This window comes from Mesorhizobium sp. P2_E6, from assembly GCF_056403835.1.
The window spans coordinates 1-20,494 of sequence record NZ_JBFUEQ010000006.1; the positions used below are offsets into that span (position 1 = coordinate 1).

The 20,494-nt window shown below is 63.3% G+C and carries 16 protein-coding genes, 1 pseudogene and 1 riboswitch; of the genes and pseudogenes, 11 read left to right on the top strand and 6 right to left on the bottom strand.

The annotated features are described in order from the left end of the window. Window positions 1-425: 425 nt before the first annotated feature. The 4 genes from AC1D08_RS15945 to serA all read left to right on the top strand — a co-directional run bounded on the left by AC1D08_RS15945 (window position 426) and on the right by serA (window position 5,453). Window positions 426-1,253 carry an outer membrane protein gene (locus AC1D08_RS15945; protein ID WP_457152489.1) on the top strand — a complete coding sequence of 276 codons (828 nt, stop codon included), beginning with the start codon at window positions 426-428 and terminating at the stop codon, window positions 1,251-1,253. A 298-nt stretch (window positions 1,254-1,551) separates the two neighbouring features. Beyond that, window positions 1,552-2,322, top strand: a complete 771-nt coding sequence (locus AC1D08_RS15950; RefSeq protein ID WP_477423544.1) for an outer membrane protein — start codon at window positions 1,552-1,554, stop codon at window positions 2,320-2,322. Window positions 2,323-2,525: 203 nt separating this feature from the next. Further along, entirely contained in the window at window positions 2,526-3,701 is a 1,176-nt protein-coding gene (locus AC1D08_RS15955) for a phosphoserine transaminase (RefSeq protein WP_457152501.1), read from the top strand. A 153-nt stretch (window positions 3,702-3,854) separates the two neighbouring features. Then, window positions 3,855-5,453, top strand: coding sequence for a phosphoglycerate dehydrogenase (serA, locus tag AC1D08_RS15960; protein WP_457152502.1), 1,599 nt, complete (start codon window positions 3,855-3,857; stop codon window positions 5,451-5,453). Window positions 5,454-5,511: 58 nt separating this feature from the next. Here serA and AC1D08_RS15965 read toward each other — a convergent pair whose 3' ends face one another. Beyond that, window positions 5,512-6,420, bottom strand: coding sequence for a DMT family transporter (locus tag AC1D08_RS15965; protein WP_457152503.1), 909 nt, complete (start codon window positions 6,418-6,420; stop codon window positions 5,512-5,514). Between the two features lie 213 nt (window positions 6,421-6,633). Here AC1D08_RS15965 and AC1D08_RS15970 point away from each other — a divergent pair, with 213 nt between their 5' ends. Both AC1D08_RS15970 and AC1D08_RS15975 read left to right on the top strand, forming a co-directional pair. Beyond that, on the top strand, window positions 6,634-7,932 hold the full coding sequence (locus AC1D08_RS15970; RefSeq protein ID WP_095089490.1) for an adenylosuccinate synthase: 1,299 nt from the start codon (window positions 6,634-6,636) through the stop codon (window positions 7,930-7,932). A gap of 74 nt (window positions 7,933-8,006) precedes the next feature. Continuing rightward, window positions 8,007-9,677: a hypothetical protein gene (locus AC1D08_RS15975; protein WP_457152504.1), complete on the top strand. Its 1,671-nt coding sequence runs from the start codon at window positions 8,007-8,009 to the stop codon at window positions 9,675-9,677. Between the two features lie 29 nt (window positions 9,678-9,706). Here AC1D08_RS15975 and AC1D08_RS15980 read toward each other — a convergent pair. The 4 genes and pseudogenes from AC1D08_RS15980 to AC1D08_RS15995 form a co-directional block, all read right to left on the bottom strand. Further along, window positions 9,707-10,006, bottom strand: a pseudogene (locus AC1D08_RS15980) (CcdB family protein). Continuing rightward, window positions 10,006-10,248, bottom strand: a complete 243-nt coding sequence (locus tag AC1D08_RS15985; protein WP_457152508.1) for a type II toxin-antitoxin system CcdA family antitoxin — start codon at window positions 10,246-10,248, stop codon at window positions 10,006-10,008. Before AC1D08_RS15985 ends, AC1D08_RS15980 begins: the two are co-directional and overlap by 1 nt. A 137-nt stretch (window positions 10,249-10,385) precedes the next feature. After that, window positions 10,386-12,206, bottom strand: a complete 1,821-nt coding sequence (locus AC1D08_RS15990) for an ABC-F family ATP-binding cassette domain-containing protein (protein ID WP_457152505.1) — start codon at window positions 12,204-12,206, stop codon at window positions 10,386-10,388. Between the two features lies 1 nt (window position 12,207). Further along, window positions 12,208-12,852: a thiamine diphosphokinase gene (locus tag AC1D08_RS15995; protein WP_457152506.1), complete on the bottom strand. Its 645-nt coding sequence runs from the start codon at window positions 12,850-12,852 to the stop codon at window positions 12,208-12,210. Window positions 12,853-12,940: 88 nt separating this feature from the next. Further along, window positions 12,941-13,055: riboswitch (TPP riboswitch) on the top strand. 43 nt (window positions 13,056-13,098) lie between these two features. Between AC1D08_RS15995 and thiB the strand changes: the two genes are divergently transcribed. The 4 genes from thiB to AC1D08_RS16015 all read left to right on the top strand — a co-directional run bounded on the left by thiB (window position 13,099) and on the right by AC1D08_RS16015 (window position 18,485). After that, a complete protein-coding gene (gene thiB, locus AC1D08_RS16000) occupies window positions 13,099-14,097 on the top strand; it encodes a thiamine ABC transporter substrate binding subunit (protein ID WP_477396299.1) in 999 nt (332 codons plus the stop codon). Between the two features lie 257 nt (window positions 14,098-14,354). Next, window positions 14,355-15,980 carry a thiamine/thiamine pyrophosphate ABC transporter permease gene (thiP, locus tag AC1D08_RS16005; RefSeq protein WP_457153258.1) on the top strand — a complete coding sequence of 542 codons (1,626 nt, stop codon included), beginning with the start codon at window positions 14,355-14,357 and terminating at the stop codon, window positions 15,978-15,980. Next, on the top strand, window positions 15,973-16,755 hold the full coding sequence (gene thiQ / locus AC1D08_RS16010) for a thiamine ABC transporter ATP-binding protein (RefSeq protein ID WP_457153257.1): 783 nt from the start codon (window positions 15,973-15,975) through the stop codon (window positions 16,753-16,755). Before thiP ends, thiQ begins: the two co-directional genes overlap by 8 nt. 260 nt (window positions 16,756-17,015) lie before the next feature. Next, the gene (locus AC1D08_RS16015; protein WP_457153256.1) at window positions 17,016-18,485 is read left to right on the top strand and encodes a M48 family metalloprotease; all 1,470 of its coding nucleotides are present in this window, start codon (window positions 17,016-17,018) and stop codon (window positions 18,483-18,485) included. Between the two features lie 15 nt (window positions 18,486-18,500). Here AC1D08_RS16015 and AC1D08_RS16020 read toward each other — a convergent pair whose 3' ends face one another. Then, on the bottom strand, window positions 18,501-19,364 hold the full coding sequence (locus AC1D08_RS16020; RefSeq protein WP_457153255.1) for an RNA polymerase factor sigma-32: 864 nt from the start codon (window positions 19,362-19,364) through the stop codon (window positions 18,501-18,503). Between the two features lie 328 nt (window positions 19,365-19,692). On the opposite strand from AC1D08_RS16020, the gene AC1D08_RS16025 reads away from it, so the two are divergent. After that, window positions 19,693-20,466 carry an amino acid ABC transporter substrate-binding protein gene (locus tag AC1D08_RS16025; protein ID WP_477227703.1) on the top strand — a complete coding sequence of 258 codons (774 nt, stop codon included), beginning with the start codon at window positions 19,693-19,695 and terminating at the stop codon, window positions 20,464-20,466. Window positions 20,467-20,494 lie beyond the last annotated feature (28 nt).

Genomic DNA, 20,494 nt, shown 5'->3' on the forward strand with positions numbered 1-20,494 from the left:
CCGCCGCCAATCGCGTGAAGCAGGGCGCCGATCGCCTCCAGCTCGGTCTCCACCTTGCTCTCTCGAATGAGTTTGCCACCCGTGTCCATTACGCAGACGCTGGTGGTGCGAACGGAAACATCAAGACCGACGAACAGTTCCATGGCAGACCTCCTGACCGGTTGAACTGTTGGAGCCTGCCCGGAAGACCGACCTCCCGCTACTCCCATGCAGGGAGGCCGCCGGAGCCCCAATCATCCGATCTTTTTGTTGGCCAGCAGTCGCTCCCGGTCTCGAAAGTCGCGCCCCGATTCCTCGAAGTGTAGAGATTCGTGGTTAAGCAACAGGGTTAAACGCCTTTTAACCTTTGCAATTCATTATCCACGACTGAAAGCAATCGCATTTCGGACACGATCGCCGTTCCGAACTTCCTAGGGGTGACAAGCATGTTCAATACAGCAAGAAAGGCCCTGCTCGCTACGCTGTTCGCGGGGCTGACCGGGCCGGTTTTCGCAGCCGACCTCCCGGTGGTCGAAGAGGCTCCGCCGCCGGTCTACGAGCAGCCGGCCGATATTGGCGGCTGGTATATTCGCGGCGATATCGACTATCACAAGTCGGATGTGCGCGGCGTCGACTACATGACTTACTCCATCGATCCCTGTAATTGCCTGATCACACCCGGCAACAAGAGCTTCGATTTCGCCAATCTCAAGGGCGGTTTCTCGCTCGGCGGCGGTGTTGGTTACAAGGTCAATGATTACTTCCGCACGGACTTGACTGCCGACTACTGGTTCAAGTCGAACTTCGACGGCGGCACTTCGGATGCCGTCTCGACATCGACCGAAGAGTCAAAGATGAGCGCATTGCTCCTGCTGGCAAACGCCTATGCCGATCTCGGCACATACCATGGCATCACACCCTATGTCGGCGCCGGCATCGGCGGCGCGCATGTCAAATGGGATGATCTCAGGGACCCGAACACCACCGAGTTCAACTCCGGCTCGTCCAACTGGCGCTTCGCCTACGCTCTGATGGCCGGTGCTTCCTACTGCCTGACCGACAAGATCATCCTTGATGCCGGTTATCGCTACAGCCACATCCAGGGCGGTCGCATGTTCGAATGGGACGCAAGCAGCGCCGGCCCTGGCTTCGACGGCGGCATCAACACCCACGAGGTGCGCGGTGGCCTGCGCTATCAGTTCGGCGGGAACAACGGTTGCGCGGCGCCGGTGGTTGCCTATCAGCCTGAACCCGAGCCGGTCTACACCAAGTAACGCTAGCATTCCCAGCAAGTTCGCGAACCGCCCGGCATCGACCGGGCGGTTTTCGTTTGAGCGGTTCTGCGTTTCATGGAAACGCAGAACCGCTCTATCTCTTTGTCTTGACGCGATCCGTTTGACACTTTTCCTGGAATTTCTCGTGGGTCGCCTGCAATGAAAGTTTCCGCCGGAAATGAATTTGCTAACGCTCTGTTAGCCTTAACCGGCACTTAACCACTATGGTTAACAATGCTTCCTGAAACGATGGCTGCCGTTGCAATAGCTGGCGGCGCCAAATTCGGGAGTCGGGTCCATGACAGTTACTTCGCGTATAGCGCTGGCGCTCGGCGCACTTGCCCTTATGCCGCTGACGCCCACGCTCGCCGCCGACTATGATCCGCCGATCTACGTCGACCAGGCGCCGGACTATGTGCCCGTCGAGGTCGGCTCGGGCTGGTATCTGCGCGGCGATGTCTCCTATCTGGTGCAGAAGAGCTTCGAAAATAAGGATTTCACCTTCACGCCGGCGAGCTACGACGACAAGGAAGATCCCATCTTTGTCAGCATCGGCTTTGGCTACCATTTCAACGACTATCTGCGTGCCGATCTCAATCTCGGCTACCTGCCCGGCAACAAGATCAGCGTCGGCTATGACAATTCAGCAATCGTGACGCCGCCGGTAGAGTCGACCGTGGCATCGGCATCGCTGAAGAACTACGCCTTCTCGGGCATGCTCAATGGCTATGTCGACCTTGGTACCTATGTCGGGATCACGCCGTACCTCGGCGCCGGTATCGGCGTTGTCCGCAGCACGCGCAAGCTTTCGGCTAGCTTCATCGACAACAATGACCCGACCAGCCAGTTGATCCAGCAGGATGACCAGACCAAGTACTCGTTGGCCTACACGTTGAATGCGGGCCTTGCCTATCAGGTGTCCAAGAATGTTTCCGTCGATCTGGGCTATCAGTATTTTTCCGCCCCCGACGCGGAATATGTGACTGCCGAAAGCCTGACTTCCTTCCCGGTCCACAAGGGGATCAGCAATCACCAGCTCAAGCTCGGGCTACGCTACGATCTCTGGTAGCAGGCTCGGTACACATCAAAACACTGGCGGCGGATCTTCGGATCCGCCGTTTGCGTTCGAGGTCGCGACATCCTGATCACGGATCGCCGGTATCCTGCCAACGACAAAAACTTTCCTCTTGACGCCCGAAGCCTGAACGCATATCGCCGTCCGTGGGCCACCCCTCCCCAACGAGGGGCCACTATCTGGAAGGATAGACCACGATGACGGCACATACGAAGCCCGGACTCCGTCCGGCAAATCCCAATTTCTCCTCAGGTCCCTGCGCAAAACGCCCCGGCTGGTCGGTCGAGGCGCTGAAAGCTGCCGCGCTCGGCCGTTCGCACCGCGCCAAGATCGGCAAGGCCAAGCTTGAACAGGCGATCGAGCTGACGCGGGAAATTCTCCAGGTTCCGGCGGACTACCGCATCGGCATCGTGCCGGCGTCGGACACCGGCGCGGTCGAGATGGCGCTGTGGTCGCTGCTCGGCGAGCGCGGCGTCGACATGGTCGCCTGGGAGAGCTTCGGCTCCGGTTGGGTCACCGATGTGGTCAAGCAACTCAGGCTTGCCGACGTGCGCAAGATCGAGGCCGGCTACGGCCAATTGCCCGACCTGGCGAAGATCGACTTCGATCGCGATGTGGTCTTCACATGGAACGGCACCACGTCGGGCGTGCGGGTGCCTAACGGCGATTTCATTCCCGCGGATCGCAAGGGCCTGACCATTTGCGACGCGACCTCGGCCGCCTTTGCGCAAAGGCTCGACTTCCATAAGCTGGATGTCGTCACCTTCTCCTGGCAGAAGGTGCTGGGCGGCGAGGGCGCGCATGGCATGCTGATCCTGTCGCCTCGCGCCGTCGAGCGGCTGGAGACCTACAAGCCGGCCTGGCCGCTGCCGAAGATCTTCCGCCTGACCTCGGGCGGCAAGCTTATCGAAGGCATCTTCAAGGGCGAGACGATCAACACGCCGTCGATGCTGTGCGTCGAGGATTACCTCGACGCGCTACACTGGGCGAAGTCGATCGGCGGCCTCGAGGCGCTGATCGCCAGGGCCGATGCCAATGCCGCCGTCATCGATCGCTTTGTCGGCGAGTCCTCATGGCTCGGTCATCTCGCCGTCGAGCCGGCGACGCGGTCGAACACCTCGGTCTGCCTGTCCTTCAGCGACCCGGACGTGTCCGCGCTCGACGCCGACGGGCAGGCGGCTTTCGCCAAGGGGCTGGTCTCAGTGCTCGACAAGGAAGGTGTCGCCTATGACATCGGCGCCTATCGTGACGCACCGCCCGGCCTGCGCATCTGGTGCGGTGCGACGGTGGAGACCGCCGATCTCGAAGCGCTGCTGTCCTGGCTCGACTGGGCCTTTGCCGCGCAAAAGGCCTCGCTCAAGGCCGCGGCCTGACTCCGAAGGGCCGGGTGGGGTCGCCTCCACCCAGCTCAACGATCCAACATCCAGAAGATCAGGCCATATTCGGCCACAAGGACCCAATCCCGGCGCTTTCGCGCCGACCCTCCCCTCAAAGTGGAGGGACGCCAATCGCAAAGGATCAAATCCATGCCTCGCGTTCTCGTCTCAGACAAACTTTCTCCCACCGCCGTGCAGATCTTCAAGGATCGCGGCGTCGAGGTCGACTATCTGCCCGACCTCGGCAAGGACAAGGAAAAGCTCGCCGAAGTGATCGGCCAGTATGACGGCCTCGCCATCCGCTCGGCGACCAAGGTCACCGAAAAGCTGATCAATGCCGCCACCAATCTCAAGGTCATCGGCCGCGCCGGCATCGGCGTCGACAATGTCGATATCCCGGCGGCGAGCCGCAAGGGCATCATCGTGATGAACACGCCCTTCGGCAATTCGATCACCACCGCCGAACATGCGGTGGCGATGATCTTCGCGCTGGCGCGCCAGATCCCGGAAGCCAACGCCTCGACCCATGCCGGCAAATGGGAAAAGAACCGCTTCATGGGCGTCGAGATCACCGGCAAGACGCTGGGCATCATCGGCTGCGGCAACATCGGCTCGATCGTCGCCACGCGCGGCGTCGGCCTCAAGATGCATGTCATTGCCTTCGACCCGTTCCTGTCGGACAAGCGGGCCGAAGAGCTTGGCGTCGACAAGGTCGAGCTGGATGAGCTTTTCGCCCGCGCCGACTTCATCACGCTGCACACGCCGCTGACCGACAAGACGCGAAACATCATCGACGCAGCTGCGATCGCCAAGATGAAGAACGGCGTGCGCATCATCAACTGCGCGCGTGGCGGGCTGGTCGTCGAAGCCGACCTGATCGCGGCGCTGAAGAGCGGCAAGGTGGCTGGTGTCGGCATCGACGTTTTCGAGGTCGAGCCGGCCGAGCAGAACGCGTTGTTCGGCATGGAGAATGTGGTGGCAACGCCGCATCTCGGCGCCTCGACGGCGGAAGCGCAGGAGAATGTCGCGCTGCAGGTCGCCGAACAGATGGCCGACTACCTGATCAAGGGAGCCGTCTCCAACGCCATCAACATGCCGTCGATCACCGCCGAGGAAGCGCCGCGGCTGAAGCCCTTCGTCAAGCTCGCCGAAGTGCTCGGCGCCTTTGTCGGCCAGGTCACCGAAGACCCGATCACGGAGGTCGAGATACTGTTCGACGGCTCGACCGCGACGATGAACACGCGTGCGCTGATCAGTGCCACCCTTGCTGGGCTGATCCGGCCGCAGGTCTCCGACGTCAACATGGTGTCGGCGCCGATCATGGTGAAGGAGCGTGGCATCATCGTTGCCGAGGTCAAGCGCGACAAGTCCGGCGTGTTCGACGGTTACATCAAGCTGACGGTCAAGACCGAGCACAAGACACGCTCGATCGCCGGCACCTGCTTCTCAGACGGCAAGCCGCGTTTCATCCAGATCAAGGGCATCAATCTCGACGCCGAGGTCGGCCAGCACATGCTCTATACGACCAATGCCGACGCGCCGGGCATCATCGGCCTGCTCGGCACGGTGTGCGGCGAGAACGGCGTCAACATCGCCAACTTCCAGCTTGGCCGCAACCGGCCGGGCGGCGATGCCATCGCGCTGCTCTATCTCGATGCGCCGTTCCCGGAAAACGTGCTGGAGCAGGTCAAGGCGCACAAGTCGATCGACTCGGCCAAGCGGTTGCAGTTCGACGTCAACGCGATGTGACCCCGCGACTTGCTGCGAAAGATCGAAAGGCGCGGCCTGGTCCGCGCCTTTCGTTTGTTCAGCGTGTCCTGGCCGACCGCAGCGCTGCCTTGCGCCCGCTGTATTCGGCAAGCCCGATGCCGCCCACCACAAGCACCAGAGCCAGCGCCTGGTAGAGTTGGAATGTCTCGCCGACAATGAGCACCGAAAGCAGCGTGCCGAAGATCGGTACCAGGTTGATGAACAGGCCGGCGCGGTTGGCGCCGATCAGTTCGTTGCCCCTGATGTAGAAGATCTGCGAGATGGCCGAGGCGCCGACCGCGGTATAGACGATGACCAGCCAGCCGCGCGCGTCGGGCACGATGACCTTGCCGGCGGCGATCTCCCACAGGAAGAAGGGCAGCGAGGTGACAAGTGCAGCAACCGACAGGGCCAGGATCAGGCTCTGCCAGTGCATCACCGGCTTCAGCCGCAGCCCGACCGAATAGCCGCTGTAGAGAAACACCGCGACCAGCATGATGGCGTCGCCGAAATTGAGCTCCAGCGTCAACAGCCGGCGCGGGTCGCCGTGGCATGCGGTCAGGACCACGCCGGCGATGGTCAGCACGACGCCGACAATCTGCGCCCCGTTCACGCGCAAGCGGAAGAAGACGAAATTGGCGACGATGATCAGGATCGGCATCGCCGCCTGTTCGATCGAGACGTTGATCGCCGTCGTGTAGTTGAGCGCCGTGTAGAAGATCGTGTTGAACAAGGTGAAGCCGCTGGCGCCAAGGGCCGCCAGCACGAGCCAGTGCTTGCGCACCACCGGCCAGTCCTTGCGGATCGTCTGAAGGCCGATCGGCAGCAAGATCGCCACGGCCAGCACCCAGCGCAGGAAGACGAGTGTCATCGGCGAAACGTGATCGACCGCCAGCTTGCCGGCCACCGAGTTGCCGCCCCACAGCAAGGTGGTGAGCAGCAGGAATATGTAGGCGCGTCGATGCATGGCGGGATTCCGGCCGCCAGAGGTGAGCTGCGGTGTTTGCCGGCCTATTGCCCCCGTCTGCTCAAGTAAATGATGTCAAAGCCGAAAATTGTTGTGCCTCAGCGCAATTTTGGCGGCAAAGAAAGGTCGCGCTCACGAGGTCTTGACGTTATAGAGGCCTGTCGTTTCGAACCATATTCAAGCCGCTCGGCGGCGTCTCAAGGGAAAAGAAACATGGCCAATGTGGTGGTCGTCGGCTCGCAGTGGGGCGACGAGGGCAAGGGCAAGATCGTCGACTGGCTGTCGGAGCGCGCCGATGTCGTGGTGCGTTTCCAAGGTGGCCACAATGCAGGCCACACGCTGGTCGTCGACGGCAAGGTCTACAAATTGTCGTTGCTTCCGTCCGGGGTCGTGCGCCAGGGAAAGCTGTCCATCATCGGCAATGGCGTCGTTTTCGACCCGCATGCTTTCGTCGCCGAAGTTGCGAAGCTCAAGGCGCAAGGCGTCGAAGTGGCGCCGGATCGCCTGAAAATAGCCGAAAACACAGCGCTTATCCTGTCGCTGCATCGGGAGCTGGACGGATTCCGCGAGGACGCCGCCTCCAATTCCGGAACGAAGATTGGCACGACCCGCCGTGGCATCGGCCCGGCCTATGAAGACAAGGTGGGCCGGCGCGCGGTCAGGGTGATGGATTTGGCGGATTTGGAAACGCTGCCCTTGAAGGTCGACAGGCTGCTGACGCACCACAACGCGCTGCGTCGCGGGCTTGGCCATGCCGAAGTCACGCATGATGCGATCATGCATGAGCTGACCTCGGTCGCGGCCGAGATCCTGCCCTATATGGACCGGGTCTGGAAAATCCTGGACGACAAGCGCCGCGCTGGCGAACGCATCCTGTTCGAGGGCGCGCAAGGCACGTTGCTCGATATCGACCACGGCACCTATCCGTTCGTCACCTCGTCGAACACGGTAGCCGGGCAGGCGGCCGCTGGCTCGGGCGTCGGCCCGGGCGCCATCGGCTATGTGCTCGGCATCACCAAGGCCTATACGACGCGCGTCGGCGAAGGCCCGTTCCCGACCGAGCAGAAGAACGAGATCGGCGAGTTCCTCGGCACGCGCGGCCATGAATTCGGCGTCGTCACCGGCCGCAAGCGCCGCTGCGGCTGGTTCGATGCGGTGCTGGTGCGCCAGGCCGTCGCCGTCAACGGCATCAAGGGCATCGCGCTGACCAAGCTCGACGTGCTCGACGGGCTGGACGAGATCAAGGTCTGCACCGGCTACCGTCTCGACGGCGAGATGATCGACTATCTGCCGGCCAGCCAGGGCGCGCAGGCACGCGTCGAACCGGTCTACGAGACCCTGGAGGGCTGGAAGGGCACCACCGCCGGCGCACGCAGCTGGAACGATCTTCCGGCCCAGGCCGTCAAATATGTCCGCTACATCGAGGAGCTGATCGGCGCCCCGGTCGCGCTCCTGTCCACCAGCCCGGAACGGGATGACACGATACTTGTGACCGATCCGTTTCAAGACTAGTTTCTCAGCCTTTCCGGGCAACGCGGCCGATTTGCGGGGGCCGGCCCGGGAGCAAAATACAGGTCGACCGAAGCATGGCAGATTTCGTTTCTGTTCTGAAAAGGCAGCTCGACAAGCACGGCGAGCCGGGACTCGATACGCGCAAGCGGATCTATGACGGTGCGCGTACCGCGCTCGAAAAGAGGCTTGCGGAATTTTCGCCGCCGCTGTCCGCCGAGGTCATAGCCAAGCAGAAGCGCTCGCTGGAAGACGCTGTCGCGAGTGTCGAGCGGGACTACGCCAAGAGCGCGCCGGACACTGATCCGCTTGCGGAGCTGGAACACATCTTTTCCTCGATCGACCGCAACAAGAACCAGCCGAGCCATGCACGGCAACCGACGAAGGAAGAACCAACCTGGCCGGCACCGCCCGCGGCCAAACCGGAACCTTATCGACCGGCGCCACCACCTGCCGCCAAGGTCGAGCCAAGCTGGCAAAAGCCGACGGCAGCGCCTGCTCGCACAGAAACGCCCCTTCCGGGGATGGACAGCGAGGAGGCCGAGGACGACGGGGTCGATGTCTTTTCAAGCAACGAAGAGCCGGTGTCGGACACTTTCCAGCGCCTGAGGCCCGCCGAACGCAGGCGCAGCTATGGCGGCTTGATCGCTGTCGTCGTCGCCTTGCTGGTCGTTGCCGGTGGTGGCTATGGCATCTGGCTGAACAAGGACGCCTTCGGCAAGATGCTGGGGCTCGACGGCAGCACCAAGGTCGTGAAGACGGAACCGGTGAAGCCGGCGCCGGCCAAGCCGGCAACAGATGCCGCGGCAGCGCCGCCAGCACCCGCGGCCGGCGGCACCGAAAGCGAAGCCCCGAAATTCACCCAGCGGCTGACGCCGCAGGGCAGCGAAGTCGACCCCGGCCCGGCCGGCGGACAGAGCGGCATCGGCGAAGGCGAATCGGTCGCCGCGCTGACCACGCCGCCCTCGGCGACGAACGCGCCAGCGGTTTCTGCACCGGCTGCCGCCACTCCGCCCGCGGCCGCACCCGCCACAACGCCGCCACCCGGTACGGCACCGGCGACGCCTCCTGCAGCGGAGGCCGCACCTGCGGCGCCGGCTGCAGCCGCCACGCCGCCAGCACCGGCAGCAGCACCGGCAGGTGCCGCGCCGGCACCCGTAGCCGCGGCGGCTGCGCCTGCGGAAACCGCGTTGCCGGTCGGCCAAAAGGCAATCTTCTATGAGGAGCGCACCAGCACCGCCCAGGGTTCGGCGGAACCCGGCAGCATCGTCTGGTCGCTGGTGCAGGAATCGCCCGGTGGCGACCTGCCGCCGGAACCGGCGATCCGTGCTGAGGCAACCATTCCCGGCAAGGACATCCAGTTGCGCATGACCATCCGTCGCAACACCGACCAGACATTGCCGGCCAGCCATATCATCGAGATGATCTTCCTGACGCCCGACGGCTTCGAAGGCGGCGGTGTCGACAACATCCTGCGCGTCGCGATGAAGAGTTCGGAACAGGATGCCGGCAGCCCGTTGATCGGCATTCCGGCCAAGATCGCCGACGGTTTCTTCCTCGTTGCTCTCAACGACACCAAGGCCGATGAGGACGCCAACATGACCTTGCTACGCGGGCAGGACTGGATCGATGTGCCGGTCGTCTACAAGACCGGACGGCGGGCGCTGCTGACCATGGAAAAGGGCATTCCCGGCGAGAAGGTGTTCGACGAGGCGATCAAGGCCTGGCAGGCGAAGACGGCGGGCTGAGCAGGGCGTCGGGCGTGGCGCCCGCTGTCTCAAAAGCCCTGGAACAGCATGTCGAGCGCGGCGACGATGACGTCGTGCTGCTTCGCCAGGTTCAGTCGACTATCACCCAATTCGCTGGCAGCCACGGTTGCGATCAGATGGGTGGCCATGACCAGTTATCGCCCGTTGATTTCGAAGGTGGGATGGAGCTCTCGCATCGGCGGCGGCGCCGTTGCGACCGGTAGAAGCGGAACCACCACCCGTGTTTTGAAATTGTCGAGCAAGTCGGATTGAACGTCGAGCAAATAGCTGCCTTCGATGCGCCCCGCGAAGACATCGAAACGTGCCATCAGAACTGCCGCGAGTCTTCCAGCGGGATGCCGTGTTTTTCGACATAGTCGTTCCACGCATCCATGGTGGCGCGATTCTCAAGTTTCCACAGCCGTGTTTTTTCGACCGCCACCGCTTCCGCGATGCCAGCCTCCGCGGCGCGCGAGACATTCACGTCAAGGCCCTTGGCTTCCCTCATGAGGTTCGAATCGATCGACAGGTTTGCTGGCTGACGGATCGCATTCAAGGCAATCTTGCGCATAGTAGCCTCCACAGCATGCGCATAATGTATGCGCATTTCCGCCTTGGGGAAATCCGGCCCTTCGCTATGGCCCCGGGCGTTCGTCACTTCAATCGACAAATCGTTGTCGATTGATAGGCCTGCGGCCGAACGCTCCACTACCCTTCCATCTCTTCGCGCAGCATCTCCAGTTCCAGCCACTCTTCCTCCAATGCGGCCAGCGTCGCGCGCTCCTTGTCGAGGGCGGCAATGGTCTTCTGGAACGAGGCCGGATCGCGCTCGTAATAGGCCGGATCGGCGATGTTGTTCTCAAGCCTCGAGATCGACCCCATCACGGCTTCGATTTTCTTGGGCAGGGTTTCCAGCGCGAATTTCTGCTTGAACGACAGCTTCTTCGCCGGCCCCTTTGGCGCGGCGGCTTCATTCTTGGTCGCGACCGGGGCTTCGCCAGCTTCGGCTTTCGTCCGCGCCTTGCGATCGTCTAGCCTGGTGCCGCCGCGCTGCGCCAGCATGTCCGAATAGCCGCCGGCATATTCGATCCAGCGGCCGCCTCCGTCCGGCGCAATGATGCTGGTCACGGTGCGGTCGAGGAAATCGCGGTCGTGGCTGACCAGGATGACGGTGCCGGCAAAGCCGGCAACCAGTTCCTGCAGCAATTCCAGCGTCTCCATGTCGAGATCGTTGGTCGGCTCATCGAGCACCAGAAGGTTTGCCGGCCGCGCCAGCACGCGCGCCAGCAAGAGCCGCGCCCGTTCGCCACCGGAAAGCTCGCGCACCGGCGTGCGTGCCTGCTCGGCCTTGAACAGGAAATCCTTCATGTAGGAGACGACATGGCGCTGCTCGCCATTGATGACGAGGTTCTCGCCGCGTCCGTCGGTGAGATATTGCGCCAGCGTCTCCTGTGGATCGACCGCTTCGCGCTTCTGGTCGAGCGTGGCGATCTCCAGATTGGTGCCGAGCCGTACCGACCCGGCGTCGGGCTTCAACTCACCGGTCAGCATCTTCAGCAGCGTCGTCTTGCCGGCGCCGTTCGGCCCGACGAGGCCGACGCGATCGCCGCGCTGGATGCGGGTCGAGAATCCCTTGACCACGGTGAGGTCGCCGAAGCTCTTCTCGATGTTTTTCGCCTCGATCACCAGCTTGCCGGATTCGGCGGCGTCGCTCGCCACCATGGTTGCCGAGCCTTCGGCGCCGCGATGGCCACGAAAGCGCTGGCGCATGGTCTGCAATTCGCCAAGGCGGCGCATGTTGCGCTTGCGCCGCGCCGTCACGCCGTAGCGCAGCCAGTGCTCCTCGCGCACGATCTGGCGGCCGAGCTTGTGCTGTTCGCGCTCTTCCTCTTCCAGCACGAGGTCGCGCCATTCCTCGAAATGGCCAAACCCCTTGTCCAGCCTGCGGGTCTGGCCGCGGTCGAGCCAGACGGTGGCGCGCGATACGCGCTCGAGGAAGCGGCGGTCGTGGGAGATGACGACGAGCGCCGAGGAGGTGCGGACGAGCTCCTCTTCCAGCCATTCGATCACCGAGAGATCGAGATGATTGGTCGGCTCATCAAGCAGGAGAATATCGGGCTCCGGCGCCATGACGCGGGCGAGTGCCGCGCGCCTTGCCTCACCGCCGGAAAGATCGTTTGGCCGCTCCTCGCCCGACAGGCCGAGATGCTCCATCAGATAGCTGGCGCGATATGGATCGTCGGCAGGCCCGAGTCCTGCTTCGACATAGGCGCGCACCGTCGCAAAACCCTCCATGTCGGGCATCTGCGGCAAATAGCGGATTGTCGCCGAAGGCTGGCGGAATACCTCGCCGTCCTGTGGCTCGATCAGGCCGGCGGCGATCTTCAGCAGCGTCGACTTGCCAGAGCCGTTGCGTCCGACCAGCGCGATCTTGTCGCCGGCAGAAGCGGTCAAGGCGGCGCCATCGAGCAGCGGCGTGCCACCGAAGGTCAGTTTTATCCCGTCGAGATTGAGAAGGGGCGGGGCCATGTCAGCTTTCAGGTAATGGATAAGGGTGGGCGAGCAACAGCGCGCGGCCCTGGCCGAGTGTGATTTCGAGGCGGCCCTTGACCTCGTTGGAGATGGTCAATGACGAACCGAACGCCACCTTGACGCGGTCGAGCGGCCATTTGGCGCCGGCAACGGTCAGGCCGGAAAGATCGGAAAAGCCGAGCACAGAAAACAACGTGCCGTCGGCATAGTCGAAGCCAGCTTTGGCGTGCAGCAGCGGGACGCCTTCTTGCGCGCCACTGGTCAAAAGTATCGCTGTTCCGGCTTCGGCCAGCCGCAGGGCAAGTGCCAGATGCAGGAAGGCGTGGTCGGCGCGCTTGCCGCCGAAAGCGCCGGCGAGCACCAGGCGGGTCGCGCCGCGCTCCAGTGCGGCGGCGACCGCCAGTTCGCCATCGGTCTGGTCCTTCTCCGTCGGAAAGGTCCGGCGGGGCACGGCGGCGAGGTCATCCGGCAGGTTGGCCGGCACGGAATCGAAATCACCCACCCACAGTTCCGGGACAAGGCCCAGCAGACGCGCATGGCCGATGCCGGCGTCGGCGGCGATAACGCGGGAGCCTTCGACCTGGTGGTCGAGCCGTGGCGTGCGGATGAGATCGCCGCCAAGCAGGATGGTGAATGTGCTCATATCGTGTGGCCCTTACCAGCCCGGCACGGGAAACGGAAGGCCGGCAAACTGCCACTTGCGCGAGGGATCGGCCCGGCCTATGTCTCGAAACGCTCTAACGGGGTGCCGGACGCGATCTTCGCGGACCGGCTGAGAGGCAAACTCGCCAACCCGCTGAACCTGATCCGGTTTGTACCGGCGGAGGGATTAGACGTTTCGGACAGTCCGGCGCCTCAATTCCTTTCAATTCGAACGAAGGAGGCGCCGATGCGCACGCTTTTCTACTCCCTTGCCTCAGCGATGGTTGTGGCCCTGTCCGGACCTGCCTTGGCCAAGGACAAGCTCACCGTCTACACCTATGAGAGTTTCACCGCCGACTGGGGTCCGGGTCCGGTTGTGAAAAAGGAATTCGAAGCCGAGTGCGGCTGCGATGTCGAGTTCGTCTCTGTCGCCGATGGCGTCGCGCTGCTCAACCGCGTCAGGCTGGAAGGGGCATCGACCAAGGCCGACATCGTGCTGGGGCTCGACACCAATCTCACCGCCGATGCCAAGGCCACGGGCCTGTTTGCGCCGCATGGCGCGGTGTCCGACGTCAATGTGCCGGGCGGCTGGAGCGACGATACTTTCGTTCCTTTCGACTATGGCTATTTCGCCGTCGTCTACGACACCGAAAAGCTGAAGAGCCCGCCGAAGAGCCTGAAGGACCTGGTCGAAGGCAGCGCCGACGACAAGATCGTCATCCAGGATCCGCGCACCTCGACCCCGGGTCTCGGCCTGCTGTTGTGGGTCAAGTCGGTCTATGGCGACAAGGCGCCGGAAGCTTGGGCCAAGCTCAAGTCGAAGGTGCTTACCGTGACGCCGGGCTGGAGCGAGGCCTATGGCCTGTTCACCAAGGGCGAGGCGCCGATGGTGCTGTCCTACACGACGTCGCCGGCCTATCACATGGTCGCCGAGAACACCGAGCGCTACCAGGCAGCGTCGTTCGAAGAGGGCGAATATCTGCAGATCGAGGTTGCCGGCATCACCACGACAGGGGCGAAAAACCCGCTGGCGGAAAAGTTCCTGGCCTTCATGACCGGGCCGAAATTCCAGGATGCCATCCCCGAGACCAACTGGATGTTCCCGGCCGGCAAGACCGACAAGCCGCTCAACCCGGCCTTCGACAAACTGGTCAAGCCGACCAAGACCTTGCTGTTCAGCCCCGAGGAGGTCGCCGCCAACCGCAAGGCCTGGGTCGATGAATGGCTGGCGGCGATGAGCAAGTAGGATTCAAGCTTCGCCAGATGTTTGTGCCAAGTCACCCCCCTCTGGCCTGCCGGCCATCTCCCTCGCAAGGAGGGAGATCGGCAGTTCTGTCGCCTCGCTCATTCCTGCCATTTTGGAAATTGGCCTGGGTGGCGAAACGAGCAATCTCCCCCCTTGCGGGGGAGATGTCCGGTAGGACAGAGGGGGGTGGGCGGGAACTAGACCTTAGCCAAGCATTTCAATCAATTGACACCCATGACAGCGTTGGGTAGCGCGACATGCCCACGCGCCATCCAACTGACCCCCGCATCACCGCCGGCATCACCGCGCTCGGCGCCATCGCGCTGCTGATCGGCGGCGCGTTTGCCGGGCTGCTTTTCGAAGGCGCTCACGACTTCTCCGGCGCCTGGGCGGCTTTCGATCCTTATCTGCTGCGCGTCGTTCGCTTCACCCTGTGGCAAGCGGCACTCTCGACGCTGCTTTCGGTCGGGCCGGCGCTGTTGGTGGCGCGCGCGCTGTCGCGGCATCCACGCTTCCGTGGCCGCGACTTCATCCTGCAGCTGTTCGCCGTACCGTTGGCGCTGCCGGCCATCGTCGCGGCACTCGGCATTCTCGCGCTTTATGGCCGTGCCGGCTATTTCGCCGGCGTGTTCGCGGTGATCGGCGGTGGGAGCTGGCCGGGCATCTATGGCCTGTCGGGCATCCTCGTCGCGCATGTCTTCTTCAACCTGCCGCTCAGCGTGCGGCTGTTCCTCGAGGCATTGCAGACCATTCCCGCCGATCAGTGGCGGTTGGCCAGCCAGCTCGGCATGGGCGCGCGGCCGGCGTTCCGGCTGATCGAATGGCCAACGCTGCGTGCGGCGTTGCCGGGTGTCGCCGGGCTTGTGTTCATGCTCTGCATCACATCCTTCACGATCGTGCTGACGCTCGGCGGCGGGCCGGCCGCGACGACGCTGGAGGTCGGCATCTACCAGGCGCTGCGCTTCGATTTCGATCCCGCGCGGGCCGTCACGCTGACCTTGCTGCAGATCGCCTTGACGTTTGTCGTCGTGCTGGCGCTGACGCGGCTTGGCGCCAATGTGGTCGGCGACACCAATCTGCCGGTGGCGCCACGCCGCTACCTCTCCGTCAATGGGACAGAAACCTTGCTGAACGTCGTGCTCATCGTGTTCGCGCTGCTGTTTGTCGTCGGACCGATGGCGGCCACTGTGATGGCCGGGCTTGGCGCCGATCTCGGCCGGCTTGCCGGCGAGGCCGTCGTGCGGCAGGCGACGCTGACCAGCGCGGTGCTCGCCTTCCTGTCGGCACTGCTTTCCGTGACGCTGTCGCTGGCGCTGACCATGGCGCGCCGGGCGCTGGCGCTGAACCGCCGCTCCGGCGCAAAGACGACGCTCGAACACGCCGCCGATACCGGCGCCGGTTTTGTCCTCGTCGTGCCGCCGATCGTCGTCGGCGCCGGCTGGTTCCTGTTGCTGCGCCATGTCGGCGATGTCTTTGCCATCGCCCCGGTCATGGTCGTCACCGTCAACGCGGTGATGGCAATGCCGTTCGCGCTGCGCGCTGTTCGTCCCGCCTATGATGCGGCGAGCGAGCGTCACGAACGGCTCTGTGCTCAGCTCGGTATCACGGGTTGGAACCGGTTGATGCTGGTCGACTGGCCGTCGCTGCGGCGGCCGCTCGCCACCGCCTTTGCTTTCGCCATGGCGCTGTCGCTCGGCGATCTCGGCGTCATCGCGCTGTTCGGCAGTGATTCCGTGCAGACCTTGCCTTACCTTCTGTTGGCGCGCATGGGCAGCTACCGCACGCAGGACGCAGCCGGCTTGGCGTTGCTGCTCGGCCTGGTCTGCCTCGCGTTGATCATGGCGGCGCACTGGCTGGGAACGGAGAAGGACCGGAATGCCTGACGGGTTGGCCAGCAGGTCTGAAAAGGGCGCCCCGGTGCGGCTGGACCAGGTGTCGTTCAGCTATGGCGAGGCGTCGCTCGCTTTCGATGTCGATTTCGCCGCGGCGAAAATCACCGCCATCATGGGGCCGAGCGGTTCTGGCAAGTCGACGCTGCTCAACCTAGTGGCGGGCTTCGAGGCGCCGCAGTCGGGCCGCGTGCTGATCGGCGGGGCCGATGTCAGCGCTGAGCCGCCATCAGCGCGGCCGGTGTCGATGGTGTTCCAGGAAAACAATCTCTTTGCGCATCTCTCAGTGGAGCAGAATGTCGGGCTCGGCCGCTCGCCATCCTTGCTGCTGATCGAAGCGGACCGCGACGCGATCGCCGAGGCGCTCGAACGCACCGGCCTTGCCGGCAAGGAAAAGCGCCTGCCGCGAGAACTCTCCGGCGGCGAGCGCCAGCGCGTCGCCCTGGCCCGGGTCCTGGTGCGCGACCGGCCAGTGCTCCTGCTCGACGAACCCTTCGCCTCGCTCGGACCGGCGCTGCGCGACGACATGCTGGATCTGGTCGCCGCGGTGCATGCCGAACGAGGCATGACGGTGCTGTTCGTCACCCACCAGCCGGAGGATGCCCGCCGAATCGGCGAGCACGTGGTGTTTCTGGACAATGGCGTTGTCGCGGCAACCGGCAAGGCGGACGAATTCTTCACCGGGGCTGGCCCGGAAGTGTTCCGGCGCTATATCGGCACGGGTGCCGGGGATGCCGTATCACGAGATGTTGCCCGGAAGCGGACATAATTTACGGTCAAACCGGCTCCAGGCGATGCGGCGCTTGCTTGCCATGGCTGGAGGAGTGTGGCTAGGTCCGCCCTACTGGTCCGGCACAGGCCGTGATTTGCCTGCAGCATCCGCCGCTCGCCCCCGAGGGGACGCGCGACGGATGCTGCAGCAGTTTGAGATAGCGCATGACATTTTCCGAAGATCGCCCCCGATTTTCGTGGTCATGCGCCGGGACCCGAAAGGAAGCCGTTCTGGCGATCGGCGTTGACAAACTACGAATGAATCCGCTGGCGCGCTTTCTTGCGTTGGCCGGCTTTGCCGTGGCGCTGGCGAGCTGCCAGATGTTCACGCCTCCCGAGGTTCAGGAATCCGGCTTCCAGCCTTCCGACAGGCCGATCACTGTCGACAATGTCGCTGCCAACAGCAAGCTCGCCGAACTGGCCAAGGCGCAGCATCCGCGCATCCTGGCCACCTATGGTGGCGAATATTCCGATCCCAAGCTCGAGCGCATGGTCGCCAAGGTGGTCGGCAATCTGACCGTCGTGTCGGCCAATCCGACGCAGACCTATCGCATCACCATTTTGAATTCGCCCAACGTCAACGCCTTCGCGCTGCCGGGCGGTTATCTCTACATCACGCGCGGTCTGCTGGCGCTGGCCAATGATTCGGCCGAGCTTGCCGCCGTCATCGCGCATGAGATGGGCCACGTCACCGCCAACCATGGCTTGCAGCGCCAGCAGCTGGAAGCCGAGGAAGGCCTGGCGACCAAGGTGGTTTCGGATGTGCTCGGCGACAGCCCGACCGCCAAGGCGGCCTTGATCCGCGGCAAGCTGAGACTGGCGCAATTCTCGCGCAACCAGGAACTGGAGGCTGACGCCATCGGCATCAAGTCGATCGGCGAAGCCGGGTACGATCCTTTCGCCGCCGGCCGCTTCCTGCAGTCGATGTCGGCCTATACCGATTTCCGCTCGATCAGCGGCGCCACCGACGCCAGCCTCGACTTCCTGGCCACCCACCCCAACACGCCGCAGCGTATCGATCTGGCGCAGCGCCATGCCCGCCAGTTCGGCGCGCCCGGCTTCGGCACGCGCGACCGCGATTCCTTCCTCGCCGGCATAGACGGCCTGCTCTATGGCGACACGCCCGAGGAAGGCTATGTGCGCGGCGAAACCTTCCTGCATCCGGGCCTCGGCGTGTCCTTCTCGGTGCCGCAGGGCTTCATCATCGACAATTCGGCGGCGGCGGTGACGGCAACCGGGCCTGGTGACATGGCAATCCGTTTCGACGGTGTTTCGATCGACAAGAACCGGGCGCTCACCGACTATATCCGCAGCGGCTGGGTGGCTGGGCTGGACGACAGCACCGTCAAGCAGGAAACGATCAACGGCAACGAGGCGGCGACCGCGCATGCCGGCGCCGAGGGGTGGCAGTTCGATATTGCCGTGATCCGCGCCGGCGGCCAAGTCTACCGGCTGCTGACCGCAGCGCCGTCGGCCAGCACCTCGCTGGATGCGGTGGCACGTTCGGTGAGCGGATCGTTCCGTATCCTCAGTGCCGCGGAAAAGGCGGCGCTGAAGCCGCTGCATATCCGCGTCGTCACCGTTCAACCCGGCCAGACGATGGGTTCGCTTTCCGCCCAGATGGTTGGTGTCGATCGCAAGCTCGACCTGTTCCGCGTGCTGAATGCGCTGTCGCCAGGTGCCGCAGTCTCGGCCGGCGACAAGGTCAAGATCGTCACCGACAAGTAAGACGCCTGCCGCGAGTCAGGCGGCAGTCGCCAGAAATTCCGGATTCTGCTTCACCAGCGCCACCTTGAGCTTTTCCATGGCGCGCGCCTCGATCTGGCGGACGCGTTCCTTGGAGATGCCAAGCGTCTCGCCAAGCGCTTCCAGCGTTGCACCTTCGTCGCTCAACCGGCGTTCCTCGATGATCCGGAGCTCGCGGGCGTTGAGGGCGGCGAGCGCCGCTTTCAACCACACGGAGCGGCGCTCGACATCGATCGTGTCGCCGACGACCTCGTCGGGCAGAGGATCGTCCGAGACGAGGAAATCCATGCGCTCGTTCGAACCCCCGTCATCGGCAACCGGCATGTTGAGCGAGGAGTCGGGCGCCGACAGCCGCGAATCCATCATCGCCACGTCGGCCTCGGAGACGCCGAGCGCTTGCGATACCTCGCGATAGAGCGTTGCGTTGGACAGCGGTTCGGTGCCGTTGGCCAGCCGCGCGCGCAAGCGGCGCAGGTTGAAGAAAAGTGCCTTCTGCGCCGAGCTGGTGCCGCCGCGCACGATCGACCAGTTGCGCAGGATGTAGTCCTGCATCGAGGCGCGGATCCACCACGTCGCGTAAGTCGAAAACCGCACCTCGCGTTCAGGCTCGAAGCGGGCGGCCGCTTCAAGCAGGCCGACATGCCCTTCCTGGATCAGATCGCCGAGCGGCAGACCGTAGTGGCGGAATTTGGAAGCCATGGAAATGACCAGCCGCATATGCGCAACCGTGATGCTATGCAGCGCGTTCTGGTCGTTGTCTTGTTTCCAGAGCAAAGCGAGCCGATGCTCTTCTTCACGTTCGAGGTAGGGAGCCCTCATTGCCGCGCGGACCATGATCCGTCCTGCAGTGTCTTCCATCATGAGGCGCTCCCTGGCTCAGGCGATGCGGATGACTTTGCAAACTTGGCAGGGCGCCCGGGTTGAAATCGCAGCGTCGTGCCCTAGAAATCCAGAACGTGCCATGCAGGAAAATGGTTCCGTAGCCGTTGGCGGCTGGATTTGTTGCCTGAGGGATCTCGGCGATGATCGGCGACCCTGTCGATTGCGGCTAAAAAGCACTATTTCGAGAATCTGATTTCAGAAGTTGGTTGTTTTTGAAATCCTGTTCCTTATTTTTTCGACTTGTATCTGTCAGTTTCCAACCCTCACAACATGCCGGACAGCCGGCCAAGGACGGGATCACAGAAAAATGAAATGGCTCAAGTCGCTTATCATCGCCGGAACACTGCAGGCTCTGGCTGTCACGTCGGGCCATGCCGGCGCCAATCTCGACCAGATCAAGCAGGCGGGCGTCATCAAGGTCGGTACGGAAGGCACCTATGCGCCGTTCACCTATCATGACACTTCGGGCGCGCTGGTCGGCTTCGACGTCGAAATCGCCAAGGCCATTGCCGACAAGCTCGGCGTCAAGGCCGAGTTCCTCGAAGGCAAGTGGGACGGGCTGATCGCCGGTCTCGACGCCAATCGCTATGATACCGTCATCAACGAAGTCGGCATCACCGACGCGCGCAAGGCCAAATATGACTTCTCCGATCCCTACATCGCCTCCAAGGCGGTGCTGATCGTGCGCGGCGACAACACCGACATCAAGACCTTCGCTGATCTCAAGGGCAAGAAATCGGCGCAGTCGCTGACCTCGAATTTCGGCAAGCTCGCAGAGACCAACGGCGCCGAACTCGTCGGCACCGACGGCTTCGACCAGTCGATCCAGCTGCTTCTGACCGGCCGTGCCGACGCCACCATCAATGACAGCCTGTCGTTCCTCGACTTCAAGAAGCACAAGCCCGACGCCAATGTGAAGATCGCCGCGCAAGAGGAAAACGCCGACTATTCCGGCGTCATCGTGCGCAAGGGCGATCCGGAACTGGTTGCGGCGATCAACAAGGCGCTGGCCGACATCAAGGCCGACGGCACCTACAAGAAGATCGCCGACACCTATTTCGGCCAGGACGTTTCGAAGTAATTCATGCGTGAGGCCGGTCTCCGGCTGA